Source organism: Deltaproteobacteria bacterium (genome assembly GCA_016874755.1).
Taxonomy (GTDB): Bacteria; Desulfobacterota; Binatia; order UBA9968; family UBA9968; genus DP-20.
In genome coordinates this window covers 68,976-82,724 of sequence record VGTH01000005.1, presented here as the reverse complement: position 1 = coordinate 82,724, position 13,749 = coordinate 68,976, and the positions used below count along the sequence as shown (strand labels likewise).

12 protein-coding genes are annotated in these 13,749 nt (G+C 56.3%); 4 read left to right on the top strand and 8 right to left on the bottom strand.

The features are described from left to right. Position 1 precedes the first annotated feature (1 nt). From FJ145_04575 to FJ145_04545, 7 genes are all read right to left on the bottom strand, one after another. A complete protein-coding gene (locus tag FJ145_04575; GenBank protein MBM4260702.1) occupies positions 2 to 1,531 on the bottom strand; it encodes a twin-arginine translocation signal domain-containing protein in 1,530 nt (509 codons plus the stop codon). A 325-nt stretch (positions 1,532 to 1,856) separates the two neighbouring features. Further along, the gene (locus FJ145_04570; GenBank protein MBM4260701.1) at positions 1,857 to 3,413 is read right to left on the bottom strand and encodes a twin-arginine translocation signal domain-containing protein; all 1,557 of its coding nucleotides are present in this window, start codon (positions 3,411 to 3,413) and stop codon (positions 1,857 to 1,859) included. A 6-nt stretch (positions 3,414 to 3,419) separates the two neighbouring features. Then, the gene (locus FJ145_04565) at positions 3,420 to 4,259 is read right to left on the bottom strand and encodes an ABC transporter permease (protein MBM4260700.1); all 840 of its coding nucleotides are present in this window, start codon (positions 4,257 to 4,259) and stop codon (positions 3,420 to 3,422) included. Then, complete coding sequence (locus tag FJ145_04560; GenBank protein MBM4260699.1) at positions 4,259 to 5,257, bottom strand: ABC transporter permease; 999 nt, start codon at positions 5,255 to 5,257, stop codon at positions 4,259 to 4,261. Before FJ145_04560 ends, FJ145_04565 begins: the two co-directional genes overlap by 1 nt. Before the next feature lie 124 nt (positions 5,258 to 5,381). After that, positions 5,382 to 6,668, bottom strand: coding sequence for an aspartate aminotransferase family protein (locus FJ145_04555; protein ID MBM4260698.1), 1,287 nt, complete (start codon positions 6,666 to 6,668; stop codon positions 5,382 to 5,384). A gap of 16 nt (positions 6,669 to 6,684) precedes the next feature. Further along, a complete protein-coding gene (locus FJ145_04550; GenBank protein MBM4260697.1) occupies positions 6,685 to 8,214 on the bottom strand; it encodes a hypothetical protein in 1,530 nt (509 codons plus the stop codon). A 96-nt stretch (positions 8,215 to 8,310) separates the two neighbouring features. After that, positions 8,311 to 9,162, bottom strand: coding sequence for an alpha/beta fold hydrolase (locus FJ145_04545; GenBank protein MBM4260696.1), 852 nt, complete (start codon positions 9,160 to 9,162; stop codon positions 8,311 to 8,313). A gap of 134 nt (positions 9,163 to 9,296) precedes the next feature. On the opposite strand from FJ145_04545, the gene FJ145_04540 reads away from it, so the two are divergent. After that, entirely contained in the window at positions 9,297 to 9,506 is a 210-nt protein-coding gene (locus tag FJ145_04540) for a hypothetical protein (protein ID MBM4260695.1), read from the top strand. A gap of 7 nt (positions 9,507 to 9,513) precedes the next feature. Here FJ145_04540 and msrA read toward each other — a convergent pair whose 3' ends face one another. Then, on the bottom strand, positions 9,514 to 10,056 hold the full coding sequence (msrA, locus tag FJ145_04535) for a peptide-methionine (S)-S-oxide reductase MsrA (GenBank protein ID MBM4260694.1): 543 nt from the start codon (positions 10,054 to 10,056) through the stop codon (positions 9,514 to 9,516). Positions 10,057 to 10,244: 188 nt separating this feature from the next. Between msrA and FJ145_04530 the strand changes: the two genes are divergently transcribed. From FJ145_04530 to FJ145_04520, 3 genes are read left to right on the top strand one after another with little or no spacing between them, the layout of a single operon-like run. Then, positions 10,245 to 11,234, top strand: coding sequence for a TAXI family TRAP transporter solute-binding subunit (locus FJ145_04530; GenBank protein ID MBM4260693.1), 990 nt, complete (start codon positions 10,245 to 10,247; stop codon positions 11,232 to 11,234). Beyond that, complete coding sequence (locus FJ145_04525) at positions 11,231 to 11,833, top strand: DUF1850 domain-containing protein (protein ID MBM4260692.1); 603 nt, start codon at positions 11,231 to 11,233, stop codon at positions 11,831 to 11,833. Before FJ145_04530 ends, FJ145_04525 begins: the two co-directional genes overlap by 4 nt. Beyond that, positions 11,826 to 13,748 (top strand): TRAP transporter fused permease subunit, encoded by a 1,923-nt coding sequence (locus tag FJ145_04520; GenBank protein ID MBM4260691.1) that lies wholly within the window; start codon positions 11,826 to 11,828, stop codon positions 13,746 to 13,748. Before FJ145_04525 ends, FJ145_04520 begins: the two co-directional genes overlap by 8 nt. Position 13,749: the final 1 nt, after the last annotated feature.

The following is a 13,749-nucleotide window of genomic DNA, read 5'->3' as shown; positions in this document are numbered from 1 at the left end:
ATCAAATCTTCATATCTGCGTAAAGCAGCTTTTCATCCGGCCGCGCTTTCCATTTCACGTTGCGCGCGACGCCGTAGATTTCTGCCAATGTGTAGAGCGGGCAGAACGGCACGTCTTCCATGAGAATACGCCCTGCCTGTTGCAGTAGTGCGATGCGCTTTTTCGGGTCGCCGATCCTTTGCTCTTCATCGATCAGCTTGTCGAACTCCGGATTCTTGTATTGAATGCGCGGGCTGACGCCGGAGCGATAGTACTGATCGTAAACCGTATCGGCGTCCGCCGCCGGGCGGCCGACGTAGTAAAAGCCGAGCTTGCCGCCGTTGACGCCTTCTTTGCCCCAGAAGATGACGAACTCCTGCGAGACCAATTCGGTTTTGATGCCGATCTTGGCTAATTGGTCGGCGATCACCTGGCAGACCTCTTTGGCTTTGGGATAGCGATCGGGTGAAAAATAAAGCTTTATGTCCAAGCCGTTGGGATAGCCGGCTTTGGTGAGCAGCTCCTTGCCTTTATTGATGTCTACTGGATAGCGCTTGATCTTGGGATCGAAGCCGATGACGTTGGAGCCGAGCGGGCCGTTCATCACGTAGCCGTTGCCTTCGTAAATATGTTTGATGATCGCCGACGGATCGACCGCGTAGTTGATCGCCTGGCGGACTAATTTGTTATCAAACGGCTTGTGCGTCACGTTCATGGCGAGAAAATACATGCGCACGCCTTCGACTTTCTCCGCGCGAATGCGCGGATGGTTATCGAAGCGCGACAGCTCTTCCACCGGCACATTGTTGGTCACATCGCCTTGCCCGGCGAGCAAGCCCGCGACCCGAGCGGAGTCCTCTTTCACACGGCGCACGACGATCTCTCGGACCGACGGCTTCGTTCCCCAGTAGCTGTCGTTGCGCACCATCACGAGATTGCCGTCGCGCTGCCAGCTTTGAAACTTGTACGGGCCGGTACCGACGGGCTTTAACTCGCCCTGACTACCTTGCGCTTCGGTGCCGGATTTCGAGAGGATGAAGCGGTTCTGCAAGCGGTCCATCATCACCGCCACCGGCTGCTCAGTGGTTATGATCACGGTATGATCATCCGCCGCCTGGACCTCGACAAAGTCGCGAAAGTTATCTTTTTGCATGCTCTCTTTGTCGTTTTTCAATCGGTTGATCGAGTAGACGACGTCTTTAGCGGTGAACGGGCTGGTATCGTGAAAGCGGACGCCCTTGCGCAGCTTGATCACCCACTTCTTGCCCTGAAATTGCCATGACTCGGCGAGGACGCCGAAGTAATCTTTCTTGGCGTAGTCGACTTCTACCAACGGCTCGAGCATGTTGTGCCAGATGCCGTATTGTGGGCTCGAGCTGTGCGCATAGGGGTGCAGGGTGTCGAGACCGATGCTGCTCAGCGCCGTGAGGCGGTCCTTCGAGGCCGCATAGCTGAACTTGGCCAATCCTGAACTGGCGAGTGCACCAAGACCCGCGATGGCGCTGTTCTTGAGAAAATCTCTGCGATTGATTCCGTTACCTCTTGAACTCATCAATGCTCCTATTGGGAAATCTGCTGCTGTCGTTGCGCACCCTCCGCCCCCAGACTTAGCCCGGGCTATTCAGGTTCTTGGGAAACCAACGATACTGTGGCGATCGAGGTGGAACTCTGGAGGAGCGAAGGCATCAGCGCGAAACTTTCGTTTCGTTTGCCGCTGCTTGGAATTCATCTTCGATTCTTGCATCGCTAGGTCGCAAAAGAGGGCGACCGCCGGTCGCCCCTACATCGCGGCGTTTACGCGATGCCCTGTTGCCTTCGCTCCTCCAGAGTTCCACCTCGATCGCCTTCATACCGTCAACAACGCGGGCTCGGACTCTCTATGCCTTGATCTTCATGTCCCAGGCCTTGATCTTTTCATCCGGGCGCTTCTTCCACTCCAAATTCCTCGCGACACCGTAGATGTCCGCGAGGTTAAACAGCGGGATGAACAAGGCTTCGTCCATGATATGTTTGCCAGCCTGCTGCAGGATCTGCGTGCGCTTTTTTGAATCGGAGGTGCGCTGCTGCTCTTCGATGAGCTTGTCGTACTCAGGGTTGCTGTAGTTGGTCCTCTTGGTTGTCCCGGTGCGGAAGTATTGATCATACAGCGTATCGGCGTCGGTCAAGCCGCCGCGACCAATGTAGTAAAAAGGCAGCCGGCCACCGTTGACTCCCTGCTTGTCCCAAAATAGCGCCCATTCCTGCGAGATCAGCTCGACGCGAAAACCGCTCTTGACCATTTGCGCGGCCACCACTTGGCAGATTTCGCGGTCTTTGGGATAGCGCCCCGCGGAGTAGTAAAGTTGGATATCGCAGCCGTTAGGAAAGCCCGCTTGAGCCAGCAACTCTTTGGCCTTCTTGGGATCGTACGGATAGCGCTTATGTTTCGGGTCGGCACCGAAAACGTTGGCGCCCACCGGCCCGTTGCACGGATAGCCGATACCGTCGAAGATGTTTCGAATAATCGCCGGCGCATCGACGCTATAGTTGGCCGCCTGGCGCACCAGTTTGTTGTCCCATGGCTTAAACGCCATGTTGAAGGCAAAGAAAAACATCCGCTGTCCTTCGACCTGGTCGATGCGCACGCGCGGATGTTTTTTCAAGCGCGCCACTTCATGGTCCGGCACATTGTTGATGAAGTCCGCTTGGCCCGACTCCAGCGCTGCCAAGCGCGCCGCGTCTTCGGTTACTTTCTTGAAGACGACTTCTTTGATGTTGGCTCGTCCGCCCCAGTAGTCGTCGTTACGGGTGAACACCAGGTTGCCGCCGCGCTGGTAGCTGACAAATTTATACGGGCCGGTGCCGATAAGGTTTTCATAAATCTTATCGCCAAATTTATCGCCGGCTTCTTTGCTCAACACGAAGCGGTTATCGAGCCGGTCTAAAAATACCGCCATGGGCTGCTTGGTAACGAAAACCACGGTGTAATCGTCCGGGGTTTGAATCTCGGCGACGTCTTTGAAATTGGGCGCCTGCAGGCTGCCGCCCTTTTCATCGCGCATTTTTTCCACGGAGAAGACCACGTCCTTCGCTGTGAAGGTCGCGCCATTGTGAAACTTCACACCCTTGCGCAGCTTGAAGACCCACTTGTTGCCCTGGAACTGCCAAGACTCGACGAGCACGCCGACAAAGTCCTTTCGGTCAACGCTGTATTCAAGCAGCGGCTCGATGACATGCTGCCAGTTGCCGTAGATCGGGCTGGAGCTATGATTGTAGGGATGGATCGAGTCGGCCACGCTCGAGTGAAAAATCGTCACCCGGTCGCGCGACGCCGCGCTGGCATCCAAAACATAGCGCGGCCACGCCGCGATTGCGGCTGCCGCCGTTGCGCCCGCTTTCAAAAATGATCGCCGGCTAAAATCACGACTCATGATCACCCTCCGAATAATTTCCATTTTCCACTAACGTTGCCGTCTCAGCTTCGGATCGAAAATATCCCTGAGCCCGTCGCCCAGCAGATTGATACCAAATACCGTAATAAAAATTGCCAGCCCAGGGAAGATAGTCAGCCACGGGGCCCGGTTGATGTAGCTCCTGCCCTCGGCAAGCATCGAACCCCACGTGGGAATATGCACCGGCACGCCCAGACCCAAAAAGCTCAGGCTCGCTTCGGTGATGATCACGATCGCCATGCCGAAGGTCGCAATGACCGTCACGCTTGCCAGCGTATTGGGCACCACGTGACGAAACAGGACATAGAAATCCTGGCCGCCCAGCGCTTTTGCAGCGGTGACAAAGTCACGCTCTTTCAAAGACAGCACCTCGCCGCGCACCACACGGCAATACTGTACCCAACGGCTGAGCATCAACGCCATGATGAGATTACCCACCCCTTGGCCGAGAAAGGCCATGATCGCGATGGCAATCAACAAGAATGGAAAAGCCAGAAAGATTTCGGATACCTTGCTGACGATTTCGTCGGCCGTCTTGCCAAAGTAACCAGCGACGGCGCCCAGCGTGCAGCCGACAACACCGGCGAAGATCACGGTTGCGGCGCCGACCATGAGCGAAATACGCGAGCCGTAAATAATCCGACTCAACATATCGCGGCCGAGGTTATCGGTGCCAAGCAAGTACGCCGGCAAGCCATTTTTCGTCCAGCGCGGCGGCCGCAACCGGTCTTCCAGGGTCTGCATCTGCGGATCGCGCGGCGCCAACAGCGGCGCGGCAACGCCACAAACCACCAACAGCGCAAGGATAGCCCCGCCGACCCAAATTTTTAAGTGGCGAAACGATAGCATTAAAACTTGATCCTCGGATCAATCCAGCTATAGAGAAAGTCCACCAGTAAATTGACCACGAAGTAAGTAATCGCGAACATCAGTATCAGAATCTGCGTAAGCTTATAGTCGCGCGCCGAGATCGACTGGATCAAAAGATCGCCGATGCCCGGATAGGAAAAAACCGTTTCGGTGACCACCGAGCCACTGAGCAAGGCGCCAAGCTGCAAGCCGAGAATCGTCACGATGGTAATCAGCGCGTTGCGCAGGATATGGCGCCAGATGACCGCCTTTTCACTCAGCCCCTTGGCGCGCGCGGTTGTGACATAGTCCTGGCGCATGACCTCCAACACGCTGGAACGAGAAATGCGCGTCACAATCGCTGCCAAGGCTGAGCCCAGGGTAACGGCCGGCATCAAAAGGTGCTTGGCCACGCTCCAAAACGCAGTGAAGTTGCCGGTTATGAGGCTGTCAAAAAGATAGAGACCGGTGATCGATTTAATCTCGATGCCGTATTCGATGCGCCCCGCCACGGGCAATAGATTCAACTGCCCGCCGAGAAAGTAGATCAGCATGATGCCAAGCCAAAAATTAGGCAGGGAAACGCCCACCAAGGCGACGCTCATGCCGGCGTGATCGAGCAGCGAATTGTGTTTGATAGCCGAGTAGACGCCAACTGGCACCGAGATCAAAATTGCAACAAAAAGGCTCGCAAACGCTAGCTCCAAGGTCGCCGGCAACCGCTCGGCAACCAGTTTCATCACCGGCTCGCCGAACTTGAGCGACCGGCCGAAATCGCCGCGCACCGCTTGTGAGAGAAAATCCCAATATTGAGCCAGGATGGGTTTGTCAAAACCCAACTCCCGGCGCAGCTTCTCGACGTCCTCAGGAGTGGCGTTGTCGCCCAACATCAATGTCACCGGGTCACCCGGCGCGATGTGCATCAAAAGAAAAATTAAAAACGAGATGGCGATGATAACCGGGATAGCGCCCAGGCTTCTGCGAAGGAGGGTGTTCATGCGAGAGAACTAATAAATCCCATTTCACCACGCAGCGCACGAAGGAAGGGCGAAAAATATTTCGCCCCTACATCCGAACTTCGTGATCTTCGTGTCCTTCGTGGTGACTATGTATCTTTTTCTTTTACTGCCCCAACTGCGCAAACGACTGATCCAAGACCTTCAGCGCGTGGTCCACTTCATCCTTGTTAACATTCAAAGACGGCGCGATGCGCAGCACATTGCCATAGGTGCCGCCCTTACCCAATAGCAGGCCATTGTTTTTGGTCAACTCCACCAACCGCTTGGTGCTTTCGGCGTCGGGCTTTTTCTTTTCGCCGACTAACTCCATGCCCTGCATCAAGCCCATGCCGCGAACATCGCCGATGATCGGATACTTTTGCTGCAACGCGTTCAACCCGTCGCGCAACCGGTTGCCCATCACGCGTGCGTTCTCGACTAAGTTTTCTTCTTCTATGACATTGATGGTCGCATTCGCAGCCGTGCAGGTGACCGGGTTGCCGCCGAAAGTCGATATGGTGTTGCCCTGCATCGCGTCGGCCACCTCCGGCGTCGCGATGGTCGCGCCGATGGGCACGCCGTTGGCCATGCCCTTGGCGAAGGTCATGATGTCGGGGTCGACGCCCCAATGCTCGATGCCAAACATCTTGCCGCCGGTGCGACCCCAGCCGGTCTGCACTTCATCGGCGATAAAAAGGCCGCCATGTTTGCGAATTATATCGACGATGATTTTGAAATATTCCTTGGGCGGCACGATGAAACCGCCGACACCCTGGATCGGCTCAGCGAGAAACGCCGCGACCCGCCCTTGTGAGGTCATAGTCTGAATCGCTTCTTCAGCATCCGTGGCGCATTTGATATCGCAGCTCGGATAGGTCAACCCGTAAGGGCAGCGGTAACAATAAGCGTTGGCGATATGGTGCACCCCCGGCACGACATTGGGCATCAGCCGCCAGCTCGATTGCGCCGAGAGACTCAACGCTAGGTAAGACCGTCCGCTGTAGCTGTGCCGCAGCGTGATCACGTCCTGGCACTTGGTGTAGATCTGCGCCAGAAGAACCGCTGTCTCGTTGGCTTCGGTGCCGCTGTTGGTGAAAAACGATTTCTCTAAACGTCCCGGGGTGATCTGCGCCAGCTTTTCCGCGAGATTGACCTGCGGCTCGTTGGCGTAGAGCGTCGACATATGCTGGACCTTGTGGGTCTGATCGACGATGGCTTTGCTGACTTTGTCATTGTTGTGGCCCACGCTGACGGTGAGAATGCCGCCGAAGAAGTCCAGATACTCTTTACCATCGGCATCGAAGACCGAATGATCCTTGGCATGATCGACGACCAACGGCTCGTCGTAGTAGGTCGCCACACAGGAGAACAAATACTTTTTCTGTTTCTCAAGGACCTCTTTTTTGTTCACGGCGACTCCTCGGCCTTTAGAACTTGGCGGCCGTCAGTTGAATTTTCTCATCCGGCCGCGGCGTCCACGCGAGATCCCGCCGCACGGCGTACACGTCGGCGGTATTATAGAGAGGAATCACCGGACAGTCCTCATGCAAGATGCGCCCCATCTGGCGCAGCATCTCTTCGCGCTTGGCGGCGTCGAAGGTTTCCGACTGCAAATCGAAGATGCGGTCGAATTCGGCATTTTTGTAGAGCAAGCGCTTGCCCCGCCCGGAGCGAAAATAGCGGATGTAAAACGGTTCGGGATCGGTAATCGAGCCGCGCCCGAACATATACATGCCGTACTTGCCGGCGTTAAACTCCGCCTCGTAGATGGCGTACTCGGGTGTCTTAATATCCGCTTTGATGCCGGCTTTGGCGAGCTGGCTGACGATCGCCTCCGCAGTCTCTTTGTCTTTCGAGTAGCGGCCGGTGTGGGTGTAGAAATCCACCGTAACACCGTTGGGGTAGCCCGCTTCGGTGAGAAGTTTTTTCGCCTTTTCTGGGTCGTAGGGATAGTTGGCCAGGTCGGGATCGTAGCCGTAATTCTGCGGCGCGAGCAGTCCCTTGAGAGCGTAAACCTGGGCTTCGTGAATATGTTTGATGATCGATTCCTGATCGACGGCGTAATTAAACGCCTGGCGCACCAGTTTATTATCGAAGGGTTTATGACCCGGATTCAAGCCGATGTAAAGATTGCGCAGGCCACGCACCAGCTCGACGCGCACCCGCGAGTTCCGCTTGAGCCGCTCGATATCGTGCACCGGCACCTGATTGATGATATCCGCTTGGCCCGATTCGATGGCCGCCACGCGCGCCGCCGGCTCTTTGATCGGGCGCCAGACGATTTCGCGGATGGTCGCGGCTCTGCCCCAATATTTGTCATTGCGCCGCATGGTGAAGTAGCCGCCGCGCTGCCACGAGACATAGCGGTACGGTCCAGTGCCGATGGCTTGCGTGTCGACTTTGTCGCCTAGGCGCTCGGCGGCTTTGTGACTTAAAATTATCCGATTGTACAGGAGCGACAACAGCGCCACCTTGGGCCCTTTGGTCACGAGCACGAGCGTGTTGTCATCGGCTGTTTTGATCTCTTTGATGTCGGAGAGATTGGGGCGCTGCAAGCTATCCTTGTCGTTGAGGATGCGATCGAAGGAATAGGCAACATCCTTCGCCGTCAACGGCGAGCCGTCGTGGAAGACCACTCCTTTGCGTAGTTTAAAGGTCCACTCGCTGCCTTTGGGACTCCACGACTCGGCCAGCTCGCCGCGAAACCCCATCCCCTTCTTATCGTACTCGGTGTCTACCAGCGACTCCATCACATGGCCCCACAGGCCGTAAAGCGGTGCGTCGGTCTGCGCGTAAGGGCTCATCGCATCGACGCCCACACTCATCGCCACGACCAAACGCTCCGGCGCGCTGCCCGCCCAGGAAAAATCGCGGCCGACGGCCAAGCCGGTGCCAGTGGCGAGCACACCGCGCAGAAAATCTCTTCGCGTCACAGCAAATTCATGTTTTATCAACACGGGTTTCTCCAGTGGCCGAAAGCACTGTTCGCGGCAAAGACACGACGGACATCCGAACTTCTTGCTCTTCGTATCTACTTGGTGAGTTATCCTTTCTCAGTGTCGCCGCAGAAAATCCAATATCGGCGGATGGCCTTTCTCGGGCATCTCGCGCAGGTAGCCATGTCTTCCGCCTTCGACCAAATGCAACTGTGCACCGGGAATCTTCGCGGCGAGAACCTTCGCCGATTCCACATGGTTGCCGGTGCCGCCTTCGTGCGTGTCCTTGCTGCCGACGATCACCAGCGTCGGCGCTTTGATATCATGAATGAGATGGGTCGCTTCGTGGCACTGGCGCGCGACCACATGGCGCAGGTAACATTTGAGCGGCGGCACTTCGTCGACGATCAGGTCTTGATACTGCTTGACGACTTCCGGGTGCTCTTTCATGAACTGCTCGCTGAACATGAAGCCCGGCCCCCAGTGGTCGCTCTGATATTTCTCGTAGCCCTTTTCGATCATCTCCAAGGCCGCGTCCATAGGCACACCGCGCGGATAATCGAGGGATTCCTCATATTTTCCCGAGCCGGGACCGGACAGCACCAGGCTGCGCACCTTTTCCGGATACTTTAGCGCGAACCACTGCAAGACCCGCGCACCCATAGAATGGCCCAGCATATGGGCTTTCTTGATACCGAGCGCGTCCATGAGCCCGGCGCAATCCTGGGCAAACAGTTCTGTGGAATAGGGCATGTCCGGCTTGTCGCTCCGCCCCAGGCCGCGGTGATCGTAGATGACGACTTGATAATGCTTGGCGAACTCCGGCACCTGCGAGACGCGCCACGGCGCGCAGCTAATCCCTGTGCCGGCCACCAGCACCAGCGGATCGCCCTGGCCGTAGATTTCGCAGTAAAGGTTAACGTCGTCGACTTTGACCTTGCCGCTTTTCACCGGCTTAAGTTGCTCCATGCGAGCCTCCGAAGTATGTCGGGGACGCTATCGAATCCTAAAAATGGAGTCAATATAAGAAGTTATGCAGCCAATGGATTTGACACCACCGTGCTAGTGCGATATCCGCACTTGCCGCCGCGGCGAAAATCGTCGTGGCGGAAAGGGCACATAGCGACTGGGCGTTATCGGACGAAGGCCAAGTCCCCGTCACGACTTTCGGCCGCGTCTCCGCCCGCAAAGGGGTCAAGCAGCGTTTCCTAGAATTGATGGAAAAAGAGAGCTTCCACGCCGACGTGGATTTCATCCGCCCCATCATGGAGCAAACAGCCAAGGAGTTTGGGCAAATTTTTCTCGGGCGGTGATCCTAAATCAACTATGTGACTTCAGCAGCTCTTTGAACTGCTTGTGCAGCTTGCTCAGCTTGGGCGGGATCATGTACTGGCAGTAGGGCTGGAACGGATTGTTCGCATAAAATTTTTGGTGATAATCTTCCGCGGCGCAGAACTCGGTCAACGGCTCCAGCGTCGTCACGATCGAATTCTTAAACGTCTTCGCCTCGTCCAGTTCTTTCATATACACAGCGGCCTCTGCTTTTTGCTTTTCGTCGGCGTAGAAAATCGCCGAGCGATATTGGGTGCCGACGTCGTTGCCCTGGCGATTGAGCGTCGTCGGATCGTGGGTGGCGAAAAAAACCGTCATCAAATCGCGAAACGAAATCCGCGCATCGTCGAATTCGATCTTGATCGCCTCGGCGTGGCCGGTGTTGCCCATGCAGACTTGTTCGTAGCTGGGATTTTTCACCGTGCCGCCAATGTAGCCGGACACCACCGATTGCACGCCTTTCAGCTCGTCGAAAACCGCCTCGGTGCACCAGAAACAGCCGCCGCCAAAGATTGCAACTTGGTTACTCATTTTGCCCCCAATTCCTGATTGACCTCGCGCTTGACATTCCTGCGTGAGCGATATTGAATCGCTAGCTTTGTATCAACCGCATCAGTCCAGTTCAATTCGTGCCTGCTGACCTCGTTTGGCTTTTGCTTGGTTTGATGCCACTTTTCGTCTAACAGGTGCAAGTTTATTACCACGAAACGGGGGGAAAGATGTTACTACAAAACCGCACCTCACGATTTGCCGGTCTAATTGGACTAGCGTTGTTGCTGGCATCGCCGAAAGTCGATGCTCAAACCAAAACCCGCATCGCCATCGCCACCGGCGGTACCGGCGGTGTCTATTATCCGCTGGGCGGCGGCATGGCTTCCCTGATCTCCAAACATGTTCCCAATGCCGACGCGACGGCCGAAGTCACCACGGCATCGGTGGATAACGTCAAACTGCTGCACGGCAACCGCGTCGGCATGGCCTTCTCGCTGCCCGATACCGCGTGGGACGGTTTTTCCGGACAGATCAAAGGCATGAAAGACAAAGCCAACATCCGGTCCTTGATGGCGCTCTATTCCAACTACATGCACATCGTCGCCGCCGACGGCAGCGGCATCAAGACCGTCACGGACTTGAGAGGCAAAAGAGTCTCCACCGGCGCACCGGGTTCCGGCGTTGAAGTTAAAGGCTTGCGGGTAATGGAAGCCTACGGTCTCACACCCGCCGATCTGAAAGCCCAAGAGCGCCTCGGCGCAGCCGAATCGGCGGGCGCCATGAAGGACCGCAAAATCGACGCCTTTTTCTGGGACGGCGGTTTGCCGACAGCGGCGGTGCTCGACCTCGCCGCAACCCCGGGGATGAAAATCCACATGGTACCCCATGCCGACGCGATTCCTAAAATGGTCGCCAAATACGGTCCACTTTACTTCGTCAGCCCCATCGCCAAAGGAATGTACAAAGGCATCGATGAAGACGTGCCGGTGGCGGCGGCGACCAATTTGCTGATTGTCAATGAAAAGATGAGCGATGACCTCGCCTATCAGATTACCAGGCTTCTCCTTGAACACACCGCCGATCTGGTTGCGGTGCACAAAGCGGCCACGGATATTAGCTTGAAAAATGCCGTCGTCGGCTCGCCGATTCCATTTCATCCCGGCGCGCTGCGCTACTACAAAGAGAAAGGCGTGAGAGTGCCGACGAGCGGAAAATGACGTCGAAGAAAATCTCCCTGTGTCCCCCTTTGCCAAAGGAGGATTTCGGATCTCATTCTCAGATCGGCGACGCTACCTTAGAAAGGCCGCGTGTGAACCGCCCTTTGAAAAAGGCGGGCCGGGGGGATTTTTTCTCGTCGACACTGTTATGGTTCTCCATCGTGCTAACACTTTTGCTTGACTCGACCACTGTATTTGCACAAGCCTGTCTGTCCTTTAAAAAAGACCGCCAACTAGGTCACATAGTTCCCACTACTCCCGGCAACCAACTCCGCATCCGCTTCACCCACTCTATCTACGGCGGCACCGTCGAGGAAATTTTCACTGTGCGCGAACAAGGCTTCGAGCTACAACAACTGCGCTACGGCGAGGCGCGCTTGGTGGCATTCTACGGCCACGAAGGTGCGCGCGAAGAAAACGGCTCATGGGTGGTGACGCCCGGGCCGCTGCTTTACCCTGTGCTAAACTTGCGGGTGAGCGACGACTCCGCGATGACCCTTGCTCTGATCTCTGCGACAAAATCCCACGAATTTCTATTGCCACCCGGCGGTGCTTTGCGAGTAGCCGTCGCTGCTTGCGAGGCCGGATCTGATGGCTGAAGACACCGTCGATCCTTCCCGTCTCGAAGCAGCACAGCAATTCGTTCAGGAAGAAGAAGGGCCGAGGCGCCGATTAACTGGCGTTGCGGCGCGACTGTTTTCTTTCGCCGCCGTGGCGATGTCGCTGGTTTTTCTTTACTGGGCTTGGGCCAGTGTCACCGCGCAGATTCTTCGACTGGTGTTTCTTGGCTTCTCTTTGGTGCTGTCGTTCATCATCTATCCCACTTACCGAGGCGAGAAGCGTAGCGGTGTGCCTTGGCACGATTGGCTGCTGATTCTCTTGAGTCTTGCCGCCATCGGCTATCCCCTTTGGGATTTCGAGGAATTTATTTATCGCGCGGCGATTCCACACACCGTCGATCAAATCTTCGGCATCATCACAATTCTGCTCGTTCTCGAAGCCACGCGGCGCACCACAGGTTGGGTACTACCCGCTGTCGCCATCGGCTTTTTGGCCTATGCCATCTTCGGCGCTTACCTGCCTTCGCCCTGGACGCATCAAGGCTATGCCGCCGACCGCATCGTCGGCCATATGTACGTCACGCTGGAAGGCATCTTTGGCGTGCCGCTCGATGTCGCGGCGACGTTTATCATTCTTTTTACGATCTACGGTTCGGTGTTGGAATTTTCCAAAGCCGGTGAGTTCTACGTCAACTTTTCCCTCGCCGCCACCGGGGGCAAACCAGCGGCGGCTGGTCGAACAGTAACGCTGGCATCCTTTTTACTTGGCGGCCCTTCTGGTTCCGGCGTGGCGACGACCGTAACGCTCGGTTCGGTCTCCTGGCCGCTGTTATCTAAAGCCGGCTACGACAAAGAGTCCGCGGGCGGCTTGCTGTCTGCCGGCGGCATCGGCGCGATCATCTCGCCGCCGGTGCTCGGCGCGGCGGCGTTTCTTATCGCTGAGTTTCTGAAAATCTCTTACCTCGAAGTGCTTGCCATGGCCGTGATCCCGACGCTGCTCTACTACTGGTCGATCTTCACCATGGTCGAGCTCGATGCGCGCAAGTTTGGCGCGCAGCCAATTCAAGTCGAAGGCGAAAGCATGGGGAGTCTGACGCGCAAGTACGGTTTCCACTTCATTTCGCTCATCTCCATTATCGGCTTCATGATGTGGGGATACACGGCGATACTCTCCGTCGCTTATGCCACGCTGCTAGGAATTATTCTCAGCTATCTGCGCCGCGACACCGCACTGACGCCCAGGCGCTTATGGAACCTGTTCGAAAAAGGCGCCACCGACGTGCTTTCAGTGGCAGCCACCTGCGCCACGGCAGGGATCATCGTTGGTGTGGTGACGCTGACAGGATTGGGCCTCAAATTCTCGATGATCATTCTGACGCTGGCCGGCAATAGCCTGTTCCTCACGGTGCTCTACACTGCACTTGCTTTGTGGATTCTCGGCCTCGCCGTGCCGGTGACCGCTTCGTATATCATCGCTGCGGTGATCACCGCGCCGGCGATGATCAAGTTAGGCGTACCGGAATACGCAGCGCATATGTTTATTTTTTACTATGCCGTTCTCTCTGAAGTCTCGCCGCCGACGGCGCTAGCGCCGTTCGCTGCCGCCGCGATCACAGGTGGGAATCCATACAAAACCACGATGATGGCATGGAAATACACCATCCCAGCATTCTTGGTGCCCTTCATGTTTACGCTGCATCCGGACGGCGTTGCGTTACTCCTTAAAGGGTCCTGGACAAATATCCTATGGACAACCGCCACGGCATTGGTCGGCCTGGCCTCATTGGCCGCGGGAGCGACAGGTTGGCTGCGGCACAAAACCACAGGAATCGAGCGCGTCATGCTCATCGCAGCCGGGTTAGTGCTGGTTTACCCCGAATGGATTGCGGACCTGATAGGCTTCTGCTTATTCGCCGCGGCAGTCCTGCTACAGCGGCGAAACAAAAAAGTCTGAC

What these genes read in the sequence shown, in the direction of transcription:
- FJ145_04525 (MBM4260692.1), top strand. Translation starts at nt 11,231, where the DNA reads ATGACGTCGAAGAAAATCTCCCTGTGTCCCCCTTTGCCAAAGGAGGAT.
- FJ145_04520 (MBM4260691.1), top strand. Translation starts at nt 11,826, where the DNA reads ATGGCTGAAGACACCGTCGATCCTTCCCGTCTCGAAGCAGCACAGCAA.
- msrA (MBM4260694.1), bottom strand. Translation starts at nt 10,056, where the DNA reads ATGAGTAACCAAGTTGCAATCTTTGGCGGCGGCTGTTTCTGGTGCACC.
- FJ145_04565 (MBM4260700.1), bottom strand. Translation starts at nt 4,259, where the DNA reads ATGCTATCGTTTCGCCACTTAAAAATTTGGGTCGGCGGGGCTATCCTT.
- FJ145_04570 (MBM4260701.1), bottom strand. Translation starts at nt 3,413, where the DNA reads ATGGAAATTATTCGGAGGGTGATCATGAGTCGTGATTTTAGCCGGCGA.
- FJ145_04575 (MBM4260702.1), bottom strand. Translation starts at nt 1,531, where the DNA reads ATGAGTTCAAGAGGTAACGGAATCAATCGCAGAGATTTTCTCAAGAAC.
- FJ145_04560 (MBM4260699.1), bottom strand. Translation starts at nt 5,257, where the DNA reads ATGAACACCCTCCTTCGCAGAAGCCTGGGCGCTATCCCGGTTATCATC.
- FJ145_04530 (MBM4260693.1), top strand. Translation starts at nt 10,245, where the DNA reads ATGTTACTACAAAACCGCACCTCACGATTTGCCGGTCTAATTGGACTA.
- FJ145_04545 (MBM4260696.1), bottom strand. Translation starts at nt 9,162, where the DNA reads ATGGAGCAACTTAAGCCGGTGAAAAGCGGCAAGGTCAAAGTCGACGAC.